At 46.1% G+C, this 19,567-nt stretch carries 15 protein-coding genes and 2 pseudogenes; all 17 read right to left on the bottom strand.

The features are described 5' to 3' along the window. Positions 1–600, bottom strand: a pseudogene (locus PGX78_RS01735) (hypothetical protein); the annotation flags it as partial. Between the two features lie 244 nt (positions 601–844). Beyond that, positions 845–5,626, bottom strand: coding sequence for a TonB-dependent receptor domain-containing protein (locus PGX78_RS01730; protein WP_270445130.1), 4,782 nt, complete (start codon positions 5,624–5,626; stop codon positions 845–847). A gap of 380 nt (positions 5,627–6,006) precedes the next feature. Beyond that, entirely contained in the window at positions 6,007–6,828 is an 822-nt protein-coding gene (locus tag PGX78_RS01725; protein WP_270445129.1) for a pyridoxamine 5'-phosphate oxidase family protein, read from the bottom strand. Positions 6,829–6,879: 51 nt separating this feature from the next. Beyond that, positions 6,880–7,896: a TonB family protein gene (locus tag PGX78_RS01720; RefSeq protein ID WP_270445128.1), complete on the bottom strand. Its 1,017-nt coding sequence runs from the start codon at positions 7,894–7,896 to the stop codon at positions 6,880–6,882. Between the two features lie 6 nt (positions 7,897–7,902). After that, positions 7,903–8,307: an ExbD/TolR family protein gene (locus tag PGX78_RS01715; protein WP_006941099.1), complete on the bottom strand. Its 405-nt coding sequence runs from the start codon at positions 8,305–8,307 to the stop codon at positions 7,903–7,905. Then, a complete protein-coding gene (locus PGX78_RS01710) occupies positions 8,307–8,930 on the bottom strand; it encodes a MotA/TolQ/ExbB proton channel family protein (RefSeq protein ID WP_270445127.1) in 624 nt (207 codons plus the stop codon). Before PGX78_RS01710 ends, PGX78_RS01715 begins: the two co-directional genes overlap by 1 nt. A 311-nt stretch (positions 8,931–9,241) precedes the next feature. Next, positions 9,242–9,991, bottom strand: a complete 750-nt coding sequence (locus PGX78_RS01705; RefSeq protein ID WP_270445126.1) for a TIGR03943 family putative permease subunit — start codon at positions 9,989–9,991, stop codon at positions 9,242–9,244. After that, positions 9,991–11,526, bottom strand: a complete 1,536-nt coding sequence (locus tag PGX78_RS01700) for a permease (RefSeq protein WP_270445125.1) — start codon at positions 11,524–11,526, stop codon at positions 9,991–9,993. The genes PGX78_RS01705 and PGX78_RS01700 overlap by 1 nt, the downstream gene beginning before the upstream one ends. Continuing rightward, on the bottom strand, positions 11,526–12,473 hold the full coding sequence (locus PGX78_RS01695; protein WP_270445124.1) for a CobW family GTP-binding protein: 948 nt from the start codon (positions 12,471–12,473) through the stop codon (positions 11,526–11,528). Before PGX78_RS01695 ends, PGX78_RS01700 begins: the two co-directional genes overlap by 1 nt. Before the next feature lie 149 nt (positions 12,474–12,622). Further along, complete coding sequence (locus PGX78_RS01690) at positions 12,623–13,741, bottom strand: type II secretion system protein GspD (protein ID WP_270445123.1); 1,119 nt, start codon at positions 13,739–13,741, stop codon at positions 12,623–12,625. Between the two features lie 10 nt (positions 13,742–13,751). Next, complete coding sequence (locus PGX78_RS01685) at positions 13,752–14,282, bottom strand: hypothetical protein (RefSeq protein ID WP_270445122.1); 531 nt, start codon at positions 14,280–14,282, stop codon at positions 13,752–13,754. Between the two features lie 34 nt (positions 14,283–14,316). Continuing rightward, a complete protein-coding gene (locus PGX78_RS01680) occupies positions 14,317–15,756 on the bottom strand; it encodes a glucose-6-phosphate isomerase (RefSeq protein WP_270445121.1) in 1,440 nt (479 codons plus the stop codon). Positions 15,757–15,942: 186 nt separating this feature from the next. Beyond that, positions 15,943–17,253: an APC family permease gene (locus PGX78_RS01675; RefSeq protein WP_270445120.1), complete on the bottom strand. Its 1,311-nt coding sequence runs from the start codon at positions 17,251–17,253 to the stop codon at positions 15,943–15,945. Between the two features lie 3 nt (positions 17,254–17,256). After that, positions 17,257–17,985, bottom strand: a complete 729-nt coding sequence (locus PGX78_RS01670) for a gamma-glutamyl-gamma-aminobutyrate hydrolase family protein (protein ID WP_270445119.1) — start codon at positions 17,983–17,985, stop codon at positions 17,257–17,259. 176 nt (positions 17,986–18,161) lie between these two features. After that, on the bottom strand, positions 18,162–18,533 hold the full coding sequence (gene rplL, locus PGX78_RS01665; protein ID WP_270445118.1) for a 50S ribosomal protein L7/L12: 372 nt from the start codon (positions 18,531–18,533) through the stop codon (positions 18,162–18,164). Between the two features lie 50 nt (positions 18,534–18,583). Then, positions 18,584–19,132, bottom strand: coding sequence for a 50S ribosomal protein L10 (gene rplJ / locus PGX78_RS01660; protein ID WP_006941111.1), 549 nt, complete (start codon positions 19,130–19,132; stop codon positions 18,584–18,586). A 178-nt stretch (positions 19,133–19,310) separates the two neighbouring features. After that, a pseudogene (locus PGX78_RS01655) lies at positions 19,311–19,567 on the bottom strand (50S ribosomal protein L1); the annotation flags it as partial.

Raw genomic sequence — 19,567 nt, 5'->3', positions numbered from 1 at the left:
CAAAGAGCTGTTGAAATACGTCGTACGACGATTTTCCGCCCCTTCTTTATAGCCGAACCACTGAGCTTTATTATCCCAGAAAAGCTTATACCAGTGGTACTGATCATTCAGATTATTAAAATGATATACACCCAAGTCACCGTAATGCAAGGTAATCCCTTCATGTACGGCTTCACCGGCTACGGGCGAATAATAGTTCCGAGCATCCGTATAGGTCTGCCAAGATTTTGTGCGTTCGTCATAACCCATGAGGTAAGCAAATTCCGAATCCTTAGATTGAACGATATAGAAGTTACGACCGTCATCGTTATTTACAATTTGATGTATTTCCATTGTATAGTAACGACCGAGAGACGGTACTTCTTTCGTATAAATAACCTTACTGTGTTGTTTTACAATAATCTGAGCTACGCCGTTTTCGCGAGCATAAGAAATATGAAATTTGTTACCGTGATCTTTAAACGAATCATCGTAGTTATTGCGTTCCGGCCCGAAGACCACGGAATGGACCGGTGAAAACGAGGCTAACGCCGAAAAAGATGTACACAAGGTGACGGCGAGAGCGCTGACAAGTAAACGAACAGATTTTTTTGCATTCATAAACGACACTCCTTTATTCTGTTGAGTTCTCGAGAAATTGATAACTCTTTTACATAAAAATTATCACATTTTGTTAAACCGGTCAATCGGAGATGATTTTTGTGTTTTCTTTGTTAATAAAATGTCACTTTTTCTTAAAATAAATTGTAGTTTCTGCCTGCAATCAACACCCGTATAATCCCTAAAAAAGACGGTCGTCTCCGCAATGCTGCAAAGACGACCGTCTTGATACATCAATTCGAATCTAGAATTTATACGTTGCCTGTATACGAGTATAATTTCCGAGGCGGAAGTTTTCCGGCCCGTACAAAGTATCTCGTTTGCCCGTCCCCTTGGCATCAAAGGTATAGAAGGCTTCAATAAGTAAATCTTTACGAGGCACATATCCGGCGCCGAAAGTAAAGCTGCGAATACCGTCCATGTAACGATCCGGTACTCCTTCCGTTCCGTTACCGCCGAAGAAGGAGCCGTGTTCAAAATACTTATAATCCGCGAAGGCATTCCAACTTCCGGGCACCTTGGTATCGGCCTTGCCCATATCGAAACGAACAGTCCAGAAATGAGGGGTTCCACCTGCCTGATATCCGGTGATATTGAATACCGGCGAAGCATAAGCATGTTCGTATGTCGTATGACCGTTCAGGAATCGCCCGAACTTGGTTCGATTCTGCCCGTAATCGAAGGAAAGTGATACGTCTTTACCGATTTGCCAAGCTGCGCCTATGCCGAAGACATTAGCCAATGTCGAAAATTCGTGCTTTTCGTTAACCGTTCCCGTCGCCCTGTCAGTCTTATACGAGTCTCCGAAGGAGCGTAAGTACCAAGCGGATACACCGACAGTCGGCGTAATTTCACGTTTATACTGTATGAAAGCCGCTCGCTTCAACGCCGGAACATCATCTTTTACGAGTACGCCCGTAAAAGCGGGGATGATTTCGCCGATTGTATTCTTAAAGGCTTCACGCGGCAACTGACTGCCGCCGTCCGTTTCTTGAATTCGTTTCGCTACGGCGCTGAAATATTCATTAATGACATAGGGCATGCCCTGACTTGCAAAGAGGCTATCCGTCGACGACGGTGATACAAAATCGTTTCTGTAAATTTGTTCCTTCAATGCATCCATATCGACGGTTACATCTTCCGCCTCAATACCGTCTTCAAACGAAAGAGCCGCAAACCCTTCTTCTACGTAGTTGCTTTCAATTTCGCCCTTATGAGCATCCCACCAGCTGTCGAAGAAGGATCGTCCTTGCAAGGGACTGCCGTCATTATAAGGAATGTAAAATTTCTTAGCACCCGAATAATACATAGACGGCGCATAGGTTAAGGTCTTCGTATGTTCGTTTCCGTTATCGTCCGTATACGTAACCGTCACTCCGTCAGGCTGGCGAATTTCAAACTTTGCTTCCGACAGTACGGCTTCATCTAAATAATTACCGTACGTTGCCTTGGCTATATCGTACATATGGCGCATAATGCCCATCAATTCTTCCGTCGATGCTCCGGACGCCTTGGCACGTTCCAATTGTTGATAGAAATTAATCGTATCGGGAGCATTGGCCACCCGCTTTTCACCATTAAAACTGATACCCACGTCATTAGAAATAAGGCCGATGAATTCATCAATCGTCGGTACACGCATGTAGTTTTCTCTTACGACATGAGTATACGGGGAATCACTGATGCCCGTACTGTTCTTAAAACTGCCGAAGCCTAATCGCAACTGAGATTTTCCATCCGTTCTGACAGCGCGAGCTCCGTCGTACTCTTTGCCGAACCAGTACCCGGTTACACCCATCCGTTCATTCAGACGACCCAGTGAATAGTCCCATTTTGCGGCATGTCGGGTGACATCAAGGGTATCGAGGCGAGCATGATTGAATCCTTTGCTTTCAGACATATCGTACGACGTATCCACACCCGTCATACCGGATGCGCTGGCAACGGCTTTGACATTTGTCTTATCATCAATTCTCGCGTCCACTCCGACGCGAATACGTTGTTCAAACCCGTGTTCATCATTGTCTCGCAGGTTCTTTTCCGCACTGCCGACGCGAGAGTCAAAAGTGGTTCTGGCTGCCGGCCGTTCCGATCCGTCATGAGCATTCCAACGGGCTCTGTAATCGCCTATGAAATCGACACCCTTTTCACGCGTCGTATCAAAGGGAGCCTGTATAAAGTTCGATAACTTCACAGATTCACTTGTAACGGCTTTCTTTCCGTCAGTTCCTACAGCTGTCGCACTGTTTCCAGCCGCCTGACCCGCCTTGCCCGTATCCGTTCCGGTTCGGTTTTCACCGTCGGTCTTGTAGTGCTGACCGAATTTCAAATTTACTCCGAAACGATACACGCGGTCCTGCAAAGCTCTGTCATCATCGCGGTGAGCAAAAATATTATCAATGCCGAAATACATCATGGCATCATTTCTGAACTTCTTTTGGACCATTAAATTCCAAATTCCGTAGGTTTTCTTCTGGTACGTCTGCTTTCCTCGTTCGGCGAAGTGGTAGTTAATAACCGAGTGCTGACTGTCGGGAGCAATATAAGATTCCATATAATTACCGTTATTGGCAATAGAGTTGCTGTCCAGCATATTGATATAGTAGTCGGCCCAAAGACTTCCGCTCCAACCGCTTTTTTCATTTTCATAATTGATGCCGACATCGATTTTGTGAACAGGTTTATCCAAGAGCTGCCGCGGCATATTGGGGTCTGTCTTATTGATTGCATGGAGCCACGTATATCCCAATTTAGCATTCCAGTGCTTATTAAATCTCTGCTTTACTTCAAATTCCGCACCCGTTATTTCAGCCTTGCCGATATTCTTAAAGCTGTAAATCATATCAGGGGCATAGAGGAATTTGGAAGCTCCCCATAAGGATTCGGTCGTAAGTTCCGGGTGAAAATCCATTAAGGCGCCTGTAAAGTAAATGGACATATAGTCCTTTATACGGTTATGGAAGAGATTGAAACGCGTATTCGTCTTGGCATTTTCCGTTTCATATCCGATGTCGAAGTTAAGAGACTTTTCCGGCTTTAAATCAGGGTTGCCGATAAAGTACCAACCCAACCGAGCCGTATCGGAGCCCACCGGACTGCTGCTGTACATTTCCCAATTATAGTACAGTTCACCCATGCCCGGTTCCGTGTAACCCGTACCGATATTAGCCTTAAAACGACGGTGTACATTGCCGCCTATATTTTTAGTAAGTCCCAGGTTAGCTGTTAAGTGGGCCCCGAAGAGGTCGCTCTTATCAAGACGCAAAGACGGAGTAACAATGGTATCTTTGTCCACCTGCCACATATCCTGTAAGACCAGGTACTGTTTATTAATGGATGCCTTACCTACATAGACCATGTTGTTGCGATCCTTAAAGGCTTCTTTAAACCGCTTGCCGTTAAAGGTAACGCCCTGGATATTGGCTTGAGAATTGTAATAGCTTTCAATAGCCAACATATTATGGTAAAAGGGAGGATAAGGGGCAAACTTAGATGCATTTTCCGCCAGAATTTTGGCGGCAAATGCATCGGCCTTTGCCTTGACGGCTGCCGGTAAGTTATCATAAGAAACCAGTGAAGCACCGTTAGGGAAGTATTGCTTATAGTCCGTATACGTAAAATCGGCTTTTTGACTCGTCGGGTCATTGCGATCATAGTTATACCATTCTGCCGCATTATTCCAGTAAGGAATGCCGTTTTCGTCACGCAATATTTCATAAGCATGGACGTTAGAAGCTACTTCCCCGCTTTGACCCGAAACGAGAGGACTTTCTTTGGAGATGACGAAGAGGCTCTTATCATAATCCCACGGATCAATACGCTTCAAGGTTACATGTGGAGCACTCTTCAAGCGACTTCCCGATCCGTCTTCTTTCGAAAAGCCGAAGCCGTAAGAAAGAAGATGCTTATCGTTGACCTGTGTCGACGCATTGGCCGATATGCTCAACTGTCGATGATCCACGTCATCTACATACTCAAGCTGGTTCTTCCCTTCATAGGACGACTTGCCGTAATAGCTGCTGACCGTAACGTCATCTTCTCTCGTGCGCGAGTAATTGGCGTCAACGGACCAATTGGTTTTGCCGCCGTTATTTCCCGTCCATGTAAAACCGTACGTATCTCTATCCATATTCCGCTTAAAATGTTGCTGCGGTTCCATCATGCTGTCACTGTGTTTCATGTAACGGTCGAGGTTTTCATTATATCTGTCGGCACGAAAATCGAGAGAGTTTTTGTCATCGAGTTTATACGTCCCCGTAAGACCTGTATCGGAAGCCGTTCCGTAAAAGCGGAGGGAGTTCTTCTCGAAGTTGGTAACCTTGGTCTGCATAGCCGAGCTGGATCGCCCTCGTGCAGCATAAACCGGCATAATATCTCGTTTACTTCCGTAAAGGCCGAGTCGTAATTTACCCATTTCTCCCGAGTCGGCACGGAAGAAGACATTTTGGTACGGGAATATGTCACCCTCTCCGCGAACTCGCCGACCTTCGGCATTAATCTGAATCGTCGGCTTCTTTTTCGCCTTTTTGGTCACTACATTGATGACCCCGCCGATGGCATCGGCACCGTATTTAGCACTGGCAGCCCCTTGAATGACTTCAATGTGGTCTACATTTTCAGTCCCCAGCCGTGTCACTTCATCACTGGCCCCGTAATACTTGGCCAAGTCACCCATAACCCGTTGCCCGTCTACCAGGATGAGCGTATGTCGAGGTTCGGCACCGCGAATGGAAACACCCACACGCCCCATAGCGTCAACCGTTCGCGAAACTCCCGTTTCTTGGAAGATGACATCTTCAACAGACTTTGCCTGCTTTTTTTCAATTTCTTTGCTTGTTATAATCGACGTCTGCTGGCTTTCATACTTAGCTTCTTCTTCCGCTCTTGTAGCCTGTACGATAATATCTCGAGTAACAACACGACCGTTTCCGTCTGCATATACGGGCATAGCCAACCATGCTGCAATCGCCAAAGATAACATCATATATGATTGTATGCGGCGGGTGCGCCCGGTTACCTTTTTCATATACTGCAATCCTCTTTTCTTTATATTTATGTCATGATAATTTTTCTTAATTTTATCATCTAAACTCTTGACGATTCTACTCCGTTCGTACCAAAAATAATCCGAACAGACATCGATTATATTAATATTTCTGTAACATTATCGTGTTATCTATGCTAGACCCTAATGATACAGTACGTTTACGGTCTTCAAACAAAAAGTCCTTGCCGATTTATTGTCGGCAAGGACTTTTTATCCTTGTGGACAGGCTGCGGAAGGTGTAGTATCACACAGTCGTCTATAAGTATATGCCGATTGGGGACTCGGCTTGCACCTTTAGATTACAGAATAATGATTTTCATTTCAACTCCATTTGGACAAATTAAGCTCCGTTAAGGTATTTATTTCAATATTTTTTTCATATCGCCGACATATATTTGTTTTACGGGAAGACCTTCCTTTATGAAAGGTCCCCACAGGAAGGTCAATTGTTCGGGGCGGAGTTCTATGAGATGTAAGACAACGGGCATCTTTTCAATTGTCTGTGCCGAAATGCCCTTAAGGGCACATACTTTCTCGTAAACTTCCTGTCCCGGCAACAAAATCCCGACTCGTCCGGTGGCCTGTACACCGGCTAAGGTAGGCAATCCCTTAAAAGGATCATTGACGGCAAATGATGCCCTCTTATTTTTCCACATATATGAAAATTTGTGCCCGCCTTCACTGAAACAATAAAAGGCACCGTCATATATGACATATTCAATAGGTGTCGCACGCATCTTATTCTCTTCTCCCGTAGCCAAGACTCCCGTATCATGAGTCCGCAAAAATTGGCCGACGACTTCGCAAAACCGTTCTTCGCGAGGCGGCATTTTAGTCGCATCCGCCTCATCAGCCAAGCGCTCCCCTACGGCTACAGCATCATCTGTAAGCGACTCTTTTTTTAACAGCATAACTCGTTCATCCGCACGGATTTCAACGTTTGTTCCCTCATCTGCTTCCGTTTGCACCGGACATAAGACAATATTTTTTCCTGCAAATCGATTCCTGATTTTGGCCGTTTCCTTAAAATTGTCTTTATCCGCTACCACAATAAGTCGTCCGTATGCCTTATCATTTATTTCGTCCTTCAATGCGGCATAGGCACTCATTGATATTATAGATCCGATGATCACTGCCGGCCCTTGATTTTTCTTTCTGTCATATACTATCAGCGTATTCATAATATCCTCCTTACCAAAAAGGGATGTAACCTCATGTTACATCCCTTTTTATTATTCTCCGTCCGTAATTTCAAATCGCACGGTCGTCTGTGTTTCTACCGTTCCTCCTGTCGGGTTGGGGTAATGACCGACGGCTCTTGCTGCCGCTGCCGCCGCCGAGCCGAACTGACCGTCGCTCGCACCGAGAACCACTACATCCGTTACGGTACCGTCCGGTAAAATAGTGGCACCGATAGTCGCCGTTCCTTCAATATTCCGTTTCATAAGCATAGGCGGATAGGATTTGTTCGCTTCTACAGCCGCCCTAAATCCCTCGTAGTCGAAAGGTGCTCGCGGAGCTTCTCCCGTTCCGCTTCCGCTACCTGTACCTTCACCGTATCCGTTGCCATTACCGTTTCCCGAGCCCGTACCGCCGCCGTTACCGCCGCCGCTGCCGCCGCCCGTTCCGGGCCCGTTACCGCTGACGCCGCCACCGGTCGTACTGGAACTCATATCGCGATCGCCTTCTGACGACGCCGCGGGGACGTTAACACTGTCTTCTCCCGCATTTTCAACCGGCTGGGCAAATACGGACTGCGACTGAACAACCTGGTTAACACGTTTCGCCATGTCCGCTTCGCTCAGCTTGTCGGGAAAAAGGTTCCCGCCTCCACCGCCGCCGCTGCCGCCGCCCGTTCCGGGCCCGTTACCGCTGACGCCGCCACCGGTCGTACTGGAACTCATATCGCGATCGCCTTCTGACGACGCCGCGGGGACGTTAACACTGTCTTCTCCCGCATTTTCAACCGGCTGGGCAAATACGGACTGCGACTGAACAACCTGGTTAACACGTTTCGCCATGTCCGCTTCGCTCAGCTTGTCGGGAAAAAGGTTCCCGCCTCCACCGCCGCCGGAATGACCGCCTTCACTGTCAGGTGACCAATCGGACTGTAAGTCGACTACATAAAACTGCTCTTCCTCCCGATCCATAATGATCTTAGGTACGATAAAGAGCGCTACGACGAGAACAAGGAGGAGATTGACGACAATTGACAAGGCAAAAGATTTTGCTCTTATATAGTCTCTCATATACCTCTATCCCTTCTGTTCCGCCGCTACCGCCAACCGTCGCACACCTGCCGTTTTCAACATATCCATGACGGCTACAACTTGTCCGTGAGCGGTACGTTTGTCTGCCTGTAAAATTACGGCTGCATTCGAGTTTTCCGCCATTCTTTGGGTCATGATCTGCGATGCTTCATCAATAGTCACAGGCTTATTATCCATCGTAATATGCCCTTCTTCATCGAGGGTGATAATAACCGGCATCTGCGTCGGAGTCTGTGCATTTGATGCCTGAGGCAGTTGAACGGCCAACGCCTTCTGTGCCACCGTCTGCATGCTGTTCATCATAAAGAATACCAGCAAAAAAAAGATAATATCAATCATCGGGATAATCATGAACTGCGGAGTTCTTTTGGACTTGTAGTTCTTAAACATCAGTTACGCCCCCAACTTTTCTTTTTCCCCATGACGACGGTAATGCATAAGCGTTCCGTATCGGAAACAATCGTATCCAATTGATGTGTAAAGAAAGTATAAACGGCAAAGGCAATGATAGCTACACAAAGGCCCGTTGCCGTTGCCACGAGAGCTTCGCCGACACCGCCGGTAATAGCGGAAGCACCCATACCTCCGTCAAGTACGCTGAAAGTCGTAATCATGCCTGTTACCGTCCCCAACAAACCGAGAAGCGGTGCTACTGTAACAATGGCACTGAGGTAGTCAAGATACCGTTGAAACGCTGCCGATTCCAGAGCCATTTGTTCCGAAAAAGCGGATTTCATGGATTCTTCTGTCGAGTCGTCTTGAAGGCCTGCCGCAATAATTCGGGAAATAGCGGTCTGAGAGTGTTCGCAAACTTCTTCGGCTACCTTCCAGTCACCGCTTTTGGCCGCCCCTTCAATATGTGAGAAGAAAGATTGAGACTTTTTCCGATTTCGCTTGTAATAAATACCGCGTTCAATAGCAATGGCTATTGTAATGACCGACAATATAAAAAGCGGAATCATTACGGGTCCGCCGCTTTCCAATAACTGTATTGCCGCATAAATCTTATCCATCTTTTACTACACTCCTTGTCCGTCCTGTATCTATACGGGACTTTGAATAATTTTGATAGTCAACATCAATGATATGTGATTATCTTATCAAAGAAAGTCTTCCTTTTCTACTCCGTTCGGACAGTAAATAATCCGTTCAGTCAGCAAATTGCGAATGACTCGTATTTATATTCTAACACACTTCGTATATTCAACTACTCTCGAAAAGAGATTGAAAAATTCCTGTAACAAAAAGAAAGAGGCTTCCGCACTGCCTATGCCTCTTTCTTTCGATTATTTCTATTTTTAAAGGCTACTCAAAAACAGCCCGTCTATCTATACGGATACACATATACAACCGTCTTGGCGGCCTGTCTGATTTCTTCTACCTTTAGTACAGGCCTCTTCATGCCGTGATAATCACCTACTTCGATTTTCCCTTTAACGGCAATCCACCGATATTCACCGTATTCTTGCCCGTCCGTAAGTATACATGGCAGCCCGAAGGGAGACATGTCATTGACACAGCAAATCATTAAATATCTAGATATGGTAAAATCCGGTCGCTTTAAACTGTCGTCATAAAAGGATACAAATCCCGTAATATACACTTCATAGCCTGCATACTTATCAACGTACTTTGTCAGTTTAAATATTGTGGTATACCAATTATTCGAACCGATAACCACTTGGCGTTTATTATCGTCAATACCGTCGCCTTGTATATGTTCAAAGTCAATGCCGAAAGGCGTGACTTCACCGCCTTCATTTTGTTCCAGTCGATCGGCGGGAGATTCAGGCATAATACCGAATATAGCCGGTCCGGCAAGCAAGACGGCAATCATGCCGAGTGTAGCCGCCGCCGCATAGGAACGAGTGCGTGTGGGAGTCGCTCTAAAAATACGACTGAATCCCCAAAACAAGAACACGACTGCCATTGCCACTACAAAAGGGGTCAGTACGGGATTCATATATGATTCGCTACGTTTGGTCACTATTAAGGATGTCAACAAAGCCGCTACAACCATCAATGCCGTTCCTTCACTGCAAGCGGCACGACGAGAAAACAAAGTTTTCATCATCACACCCCCTTAGACGCAAGAACATACATGGCTACTGTAAATGCCGTGACAATAAAAGCCGTCGTTATGAGACGATAAACAAAGGAAGATGAAAAATAAGCTCGCATCAGTAAGTAATTCTTTAAATCCGCCATGGGCCCGAAAATAAGAAATCCAATAATTCCCGCCGTCGGTACAAAGGCGGAAAAGTTTCTGGCAATAACAGCATCAGCAGTCGAGCAAACAGACATGAAAAAAGCCGCCGCCATCATGCAAGGGATAACGAGGAGCCCCAAATCGCCGACAGTCGCTGAAAAGTTCCCGCCACATACCTGAAAAACGGCTGAAATGAAAGCCCCGGCACATACGTAAGGAATCACTCTGAAAAAGTCGCCTCTGCCGTGATCCGTATAGCGCAAAAAAGCGTTTTCCTTTTCTCTTTCACCGAAGCGCCGACACGCCGCCGTCGGAACGGTTCCGACCTGCATCGTTTCTTCAGGCTTATAGGCAAAAAAGGTAACGCTTATAACAAAAACAGTTGCTATCCCCCCCAAGGTTCGCCACCAAAAAACGGCTTCATTACCGACGAAGGCGACATATGTTGAAACGAGAACAACCGGGTTAATTAAAGGACCGGCCAACATAAAGGTGAGTGCCGTTGATACCGGAACCTTGCGAACCATGAGGCCTCGAAATACAGGGACGGCCCCGCAATCGCAAAGAGGAAAGCAAAAGGCGGCTAATAAAGCCGTAAGGATTCCTGTAAAGTGGCTACGGCAAAGCAGCTTTTCAATCCACCCGGCAGGCACAAAGAGTTGCAATGCCGAAGAAAGGAGTACTCCGGCCGTTAAAAAAGGTAAGGCCTGTAACAAGGTGGCTGTCCAAAAAGTAAGCACTTTACGCGCTGAATTATAATACGGGTCCGTATTAAGCAATAAATACGCATAAATTGAAGTAAAGGCTATGAGCATCGCAACAGTCAGAATTCCGCCGTGCCTTCCCCGCCTCTTTAAAATACGTTGTCGCGTCTCATCTTCATTAAGCGCGTCTCCGGAATAAACACGGCAGCCGGAGTGAATTTTCTTCAAAAATGCTGCCGTTTCCTCATATTCCGTTGTTGACGAAGCATATATGACAACTTTTTCGGCTTCGGACAGCTGTCCGTACACAGCCGTGTCCGGCGATGCCAAGAGATAGCGGCAACTCTGAGGTGTCGTCGTAAAAATAATACACTCTTGTCGAAACAATCTTTTCAAACGCTTATCTTGGAGTAATCGAACGAGCTGTTCAATAGGAACAGTTCCGTTCCATTCAAGCCAAACCGCCTCGGGTCTTACACGTTCACAAAACGCGGCTATTTCATAGGCCATCCCTTTCAGAGTAGTTCCTTTATGCGGATAAATATATAAGGTATCATCGGCACAAGACTCTGTTCTTCCTTTCTCTGCCGATATATGAGCGACTTTACCTCTATATCCTTTCATCAGTTCATGAATGCACCGCGTCTTCCCCGTTCCCAGAAAACCGCAGACAATATATAACTTAATCGGTTTCATTAATAGCTCCATAAAGGACGAAGGTCCTCTTCAGACAAAGAAGTCCCGATAAAGGTCATAACCGTATCCGCTTCAACCGTCCCGCTAATATCGATATGCTGCCCCGAATATTGAACCGTTGCATATCCGGAAGGAACTTTGACGATGCCCTTCACGCGCAATATATTCGGCTCCGCTTCCAATGACCTCTTGAGTGTTTCTTCCCATTCCGCCTCAGTGCGACAAGTATCTACTCTTACGGTCAGAGTTTGAAACGGGGCTTCTTCATGTTCATGCCCGTGGCAATGCTCTTCATGTTCGTGACAATGGTGATCATGTCCATCAGGCCCGCATCCGCAAGTGCATAAGTGTCCATGCGTCTTTATTCCCGAAGCTAAGGACGCAAAAGACGCAAAATCAAAGTCTTCAGGAATTTCAAAAAGGATTTGCGCTTTTTCATTTTCTCGCTGTAATAACTGTCGAAGCTCTTTTTCATCCGCTTTATCATCCGTACGATTGACCACAATAACCTGTCCTTCACGCAATTGATCGACAAAAAACTCCCCGAAGTTTTCAGCATACATGACGGCCATGGACCCGTCAACGACGGTAACTGTTACTAGAGGTCCGATGTTTCCGGCAAATTCCGCCGACTCGCACAAGTCTTTTATGTCCGACAGTTTTGCGACTCCGGACGGTTCGATAACGATTAATTCCGCACTGCCGTCCTTTAATACGGTTCGTAACGATTCCTTGAAGTTTCCCACTAAGGTGCAACAAATACAACCTGACGGTAATTCCTCAAGGCGTACGCCTTGTCTCTTTAAAACAGCCGCATCAAAGCTGACCTCACCGAAATCATTTTCAATAACCGCTACTTTGCTTACATCCGTACGATTCAACAGACTTTGAATAAGCGTTGTCTTGCCGCTTCCCAAAAATCCCGAAATAATATACACAGGTATCACATTACCGCCTCCAACGATATATTCTCACACGCCTATTTTATCACTGAACACCTCTAATCCCAAACAAGATACGATATGCATAATTGTTCATTTTTTCCTGCAATACGTACCTTGAATATAGGCTCGAATACTACCGCCGCAACCGGACGTCAACCGACAGGCGGCAAAATAACCGACTTAATGATAATAATAACCTCTGTTTCTTTTTTCGAGCGATAGCGACTGCGAAACAGTTTTCCGATAAGCGGTAAATCGCCCAATATCGGAACTTTACGGAGGTTCTCCGTTTCCTCTTTGCCTATGAGTCCGCCGATTACAATGCGCTCTCCCGCCTTGATATGTACCTGCGTATCCACTTGTCGTGTAGCCACCCGATAAGCCCTTAAATCTCGAACATACACGGGCATGCCTACCTCTCCGTGAATATTAGCCGTAACCGTACCGTCAGTATGTATATAAGGCGTATATTGTAATAAAATACCCGCTTCTTTATATTCTGTCGTCGCATAGCGTTCGCCGCCCGCTACACGTTCCGTCACGACAGGGATTCGATCGCCGATGAAAATCCTGGCCTCTGTTCCGTTTGTCGCCATTATATGGGGTTTAGCCAAAATAGAAGCTTTTCCGTCGGAAACAAAGGCATGAAGACGTGCCTCTATATAGGGCAATCGCGGTTTCCCCACACCGCCTCCGCCTTCCGACCAGGACCAATCAATCCCCAACTCTTTGACGGCTTCTTTATTAAGGGACAAAATTTCCGCTTCCACGTCCACCTGTTGAGGTGCGCGGTCCACTGCCTGTACAAGCTTCTTAGCTGCCGTCACATCGCTATGCCTGCCGGTCATAACTATCGCATTGGAGCCGCCGACGGCCATCACACTGCCTTGATGTAAGGCGACACCGGCAACTTCCGCCGCATCGGCTGCTTTCATATAAGACAGGGGAAAGGCCTCGGAAACGGTTTTCTGCCCTTCCCCCTCCCCTTCAATTAAAATTATCCCGTTTTTTTCTTCAAGGCACAAGCCCGCTTCGTGAATGACCGACTGTAGAGCTTCTTGAGCTGATACATTATGCAAATATACGGTAATATTCCCTTTTACGGATTCGTCAATCAAAATGTTCATTCCCGCACTTCGTCCCAAGCCTTCAAGAATCGTACGAAGGGGTACATCATGCGCATTTATTTGAATATTACCGGCACAGTATCCCTTGCCGGATCCGAAAATAAGGCAAGAAAGAGCCACGGCAATCAGTACCTTTTTCCTCATTATCCCACTCCTATCCGTTAATTTCCCATTGCCTTCCCTCTTTTTCCAAGATGACGGATATAGCAGATATATATACAATACGAAATCCGTCAAACTCTTCATCTACAGCGCAAACACGAGTATCTGCCGTTGATGACAGAATAACCAAATAAGCACCTTCATTGACAAAACGCCCTTTGACAAGCGGTAAGACAGGTTGCTTTTTCAGCTCTTCTTTCGCCTTCCCAGTCATACCGGCCGGCTTCTTTTTCTGCTCAATCTCATGAGCCGTCCCTGTAACAAAAAGGTCCGGCAAAGGCTTGCGGCGTGCGATTCCGGCCGTGCTGAATACCAGTGTTCCTTCCGTTTGCTTTCCTTCTTCTTTCTTCGGTGCGGAACACAAAGGAGGAGAAGATGCTTCTGCAAGCTTCTCCTCCTCCTTTATAGGCACGGACGACCTGTCATCATAAAAAATACCGATGCCGCCGACAACGAGAAGAATAATCCCGTACGGAAGAAACTTGTTTTTTACGTGAATCGACAGATTCCGAACTTTATCCATTATTGGTTTGTCTATATGAACCATAACCCGGAAATCACCTCTTTTTGAGATTTTTCAAGGTATTTCGCAAATGGCGCTTGTAAATTTCCACACCCGGTTGGTCAAATGCATCCACATCGGCCAACTCTCCTTCATAAGCAACGGACAAGCACAACATATACATCAATTCTCCTAAATGAAAAGCTGAAAGTTCAGGTAACTCAAAAACCGCATGAGGCCTATCATCCTCGCCTAAAGCTGTCGCGTTGGCAGCACAAGCGGCTGTCATAATATCACTCAATGCTAACCCGCCCAGATCTTCAAGTCCCGCCGTTTCAGCATACCTTTCAGGGATGACCGCATCTTTTTTCCATTTTTTCAGGACTACAAACTGTACAATCTTGTCATGCGGTCCGTCTTGATGTTCCTGCGTTTGAGCGTGCATATCCGTCGTCCCTACCGAAGCGACAGGCGTACGACCGTAAAAAACACTCTGTCCGTGACGATTTCTGCGTTTTCCCAATGATTCGGCAGATAGCTGTACATACCATTCCGACAAGGATTTCAATGCATCTGCATAAGGCATGAATACTTCAATCGTCCTACCGTGATGAACCGCTGCCAGATACTTTAATACGGCATTCAGTAACGCCGGATTTTTCATAATGTCAGAGGTACGACACGCTTCATCCATAGCCGCCGCTCCGGCCAAAAATTCACGAATGGGAAAGCCTATGATAGCACCGGCTAATAAGGCCGTTTCGGAAAAAACGCTAAAGCGTCCCCCGATACCGTCAGGCACATAAAACATAGGCCACTTCATTTGCCGAGCCGTTTTATGCAAAAGTGTTTCCCCTTCTCCTTCAGTCGGCGATGTAATCACTGCCGTCTCGGTACAAATACCGAGTTTTCGCAGAGCTCCTTCCATTGTCACATAGCCTGCCATGGGTTCTATCGTCGTTCCCGATTTGGAAATGACAATGTGTACTACGGTGTAATCGGACTTCCGTTTCTTTTCACGCATAAAGAAAGCTTTGAGGTCGCAAAGGGACCGTCCGTCCGCATTATTGCCGGCAAAGAATATCTTCGGATAACCGCTACGTTCCTCGGATGTTAACAAATTCCACACCGCACCGCAATGAACATCAAACAATACCTTACCACCCAAATACGATCCGCCCACACCGTAGAATATAACAGCATCCACTCGCTGCCGCAAAGATTGTGCATAGGCTTCAATAAACCGAATTCGTTCAGGCGTATTAATCTTGTCTTCACCTATGAAGGGTAGCTGAAAAAAGCGGACACGTTCCTGTCCTCCGTCTTTGGATAAATGCCCTGCGGCCTTTCCCGTACGACGCATTTCGCAAACGGCTTCATGGCCCTTTTCCCATTCAGGCTTGAACGCCTCTACTTCTTCACTTGTAACATAATTCTCTCCGTACAGTCCCGAAAAATCGAAAACAAATCCGGTCGGTAAGGTAATCTTTGCCATGTAAGAACTCCTCTCCTCAGTATTCTTATTGTATGCCAAAGTTAAGTTTTTTGGCAATACAAAGCCTATTCTTTTTCATTGGGTATAACTTTGCAAAGCCCTTATTTACGCGAAAAAAAGCGATGTCTTACTTTTTTTAAGACATCGCTTTTTTCATGATTTTTTAATTCGGATGTATCTGTATGATTACAGTTCTTCCGATTCCTTAATAAGTCCTGCCTTCTTCTTACGCAAATACATTACGTAAAACGGCAAAATTACAATACATCCGCCAAGTCCCCAAGTCAATTGGGCCGCTGTTGCCTGGAACAGCATCCACAAAGAAACGACGACGGCAATAAGGGGAATGGTTATGCCGAAGGGTATTTTATAGGGCCGTTCTTTGTGGGCCCACTTTTTCCTGAATACGATAACGGCAATACAAGTCGGTAAATATTGTGTAAACCGTGATACGGCACTGATAGCTGCCAGCATGGTAAAGCTGCCGCTCCAAGCCAAGAGTAAACTGAGCACGGCTGTCGTAATAGCCGCCACATAGGGAATATTCTTCTTATCCCTTTTTGACAATACGGCCGGCAACATACCGTCTTCAGATAAGGCCGTAGCAATACGCGGCGCCATAAAAGCCTGTGCAAAATTAATACCGCCCATAGACAAAAGAGTGCCGGCCAGAACGAAGTACATACCTACAGGACCGATAGCTTTATAAAAAGCATCCTGCACCGGGGCTTGCGACGAAGCCAGTTCAGGCCCCATAACGCCGATACATACGCCTAAAATCAATAGATACAGCACGGTAACACTGACCATGACCGTAATAATAGCCCTAGGCAAGTTTTTTTTCGGGTTGTCCATGTCTTCAGCTGCTACGGCAATGGCTTCAAATCCCGTATAAGCGAAGAAGAGTAGCACGGCTGCCTGAGCAAAAGAGCCGGGCGTGTATTCATCATTTAAAAAGACAGGCGTAAAATTGCTGCCGTTTACAAAGAAAATGCCGACACAAATAAAGGCAAAAAGAGGCACCAATTTGGAAACCGTAATCAAATCATTTAAGCGTTTTGACGTATCGACGCCTAATAAATTCAAAACGGTTAAGAGAATGATAATAACGGAAGCTATAATATTTTTATTCATATCACCGCCCAACATCGGAAAAGCGGCACCCAAAGCCGTTGCGAAACCGACGGACATGGTAGACCAGGCAATAATGATAACAACCCATTTCAACACGCCTACTTCAAAACCCCAGAAGTCTCCCAGAGCATGCTTCGCATATAAGTAAGGACCTCCGTTACGAGTAAAAAATCCCGCCGCTTCGGCAAAACAGAGAGCAATGCAACCCGCTAAGAGTGCATCGAAAAAGAGAACTCCCAGACTGGCCGAACCGATAACGGCGTAGGCCTTGTTGGGTAAAAGGAAAATCCCGGTTCCTACAATAGCGTTAATGCCCAGAAGTACAATGCTCCAAAAGCCGAATTTATTCTTTGCTTCTTTCATAACTTATCCTTTCTTCGCTGCGGCAACAAATGAATCAAATAATGCCTGCGCACGCTTATCTTTGAAGGCCATCATTTCAGGATGGTATTGACAGGCAATAAACCACGACCGCGACGGATCTTCAAGAGCTTCAATTGTCCCGTCCTTAGCACGAGCCGTAATCCGTAAATTCTTACCTTCCCGGTGCACTGTCTGATGATGGTGAGAGTTGACGACACAAGTCGTCACACCTAAGATCTCTGCTAAACGAGAGTCCGCCTCTATCTCAATAGTATGAGTCGCCAATCCGGGCGTCTGCCCTTGAGAGTGCTTCATCTGCACCTTTGCATACTTTAAGTCTTGATATAGACTGCCACCGCGATAAACATTGAGAACCTGCATGCCGCGGCAAATGGCAAAGACGGGAAGATTTCGTCTTTCCGCTTCCTTTAACAGCATCATATCGAAGTGATCTCGCTCCGGCCAAATATCACCGAGGCCTTGTAAGGGTTCTTCTCCGTAAGCAAGGGGTGATACATCATGACCGCCCGACAAAATAAGTCCGTCAACATGCTCCATAAGCTCGCAAACCACCTCATCATTTTCCGTAAAAGGAAGAATAACGGGAGTGCCGCCGGACCGCTCAACAGATTTCAAATAGTTATCATTTACATAGGCCCGCCGTAAATCGACATAGGCTCCGCCGTTATCACGGATAATACTTCCGGACACGCCGATTAAAGGTCTACTCATTACTTTTATCCCCCCATTTCAAATATCCTTTATTATACTACAATCACTACAACTGTAATGTTTTTGTTCATAGACATTTATCATACACTTTATGCGCAATCAATCTACGAGCTTAAAACAGGTACACAAAAACCCCGCCATTGCCTAAGCAATGGCGGGGCCTCTAAATGGCAGAATTATTTCAATTCTACAGAAGCGCCTGCTTCTTCCAATTTAGCTTTCATTTCTTCAGCAGCAGCTTTAGCTACGCCTTCTTTTACAGTTGCGGGAGCGCCGTCAACCATAGCTTTTGCTTCTTTCAAGCCGAGACCCGTGAGTTCACGAACAACTTTGATAACGTTGATTTTCTTGTCGCCGGCAGATGCCAATACAACGTCGAAATCGGATTTTTCTTCGCCGCCAGCTGCTGCACCTGCTGCGGGAGCTGCTGCTACAGCTACGGGAGCTGCTGCGGATACACCGAATTTTTCTTCCATCTCTTTAACGAGTTCGGAAAGTTCCAATACTGTCATGCCTTCAATGGCTTGTAAGATTTCTTCTTTAGTCATTTTAAGTTCCTCCGTAATTTACGTAATAGTTTAATCTTTCAAAGTTAAAATTAAGCTGTTTCCTGTTCCGCTTTTTTAGCACGAACTGCTTCAAGAGCATAAACGACGTTGCGAATATTGCCTTGAAGAACGTTGACCAAACCGGATACGGGAGCTTGCATACTGCCAAGCAATTTGGCAATAAGTTCTTCGCGACTCGGCAAATCGGCCAATGCATTAACTGCAGCGGCATCGATGACCTGACCGTCGACCAAACCTGCTTTAACCGTCAAAGCTTCCGTTTTAGTTTCCTTAATGAAAGCTTTCAGGATTTTTGCAGGAGCTACAGCATCTTCTGCAGAATATGCGAGAGCCGTAGGTCCTTCCAAGTGGGAATCCAATCCGTCATAACCGAGTTCATCGGCTGCGATGCGAGTCAAAGTGTTTTTGATAACCTTATATTCAACACCGCCTTCACGGAATTTACGACGAAGTTTCGTTACATCGGCAACGGTAAGGCCTGTAAAGCCGACGAGAACAGCACCTTGTGCAGATTCCAACTTTTCCTTCATTTCAGCGACAACAGCGGCTTTCGCCGGAGATACGCCGTGTGTAGGCATAGACATTCGATACACCTCCTCTTGTTGGATTTATATCGTCTTAGCAATAAAATCGGCCTCCATGCATGTGCATGTGAGGCCGAACCAGTATCTATCAGATATATCTACCAGTTTCATAGCCTCAGATGGCGGACCTTAGTCCATTATACATACCTTCAGTCTACAGCTAAGAGAGATATTATTTTTCTTCCGCTTTTACAGCACCTTTAATGCTGAATTGGTTAATGTGAATCCCCGGGCTCATTGTCGAGCTGACTGTAATCGATTTGATATACTGACCTTTTGCTCCGGACGGTTTCACTTTAATCAGCGTATCGACGAGAGTCGTCAAGTTTTCTACCAACTTGGCTGCGTCGAACGATTTTTTACCGATGGGAGAGTGAATATTTCCGGCCTTATCCGTACGATATTCAATCTTACCGGCTTTACTTTCAT

This window comes from Megasphaera sp. AF13-6AC, assembly GCF_027685385.1.
Classification (GTDB): Bacteria; Bacillota; Negativicutes; order Veillonellales; family Megasphaeraceae; genus Megasphaera; species Megasphaera micronuciformis.
This window is presented reverse-complemented; position numbering and strand designations above follow the sequence as displayed.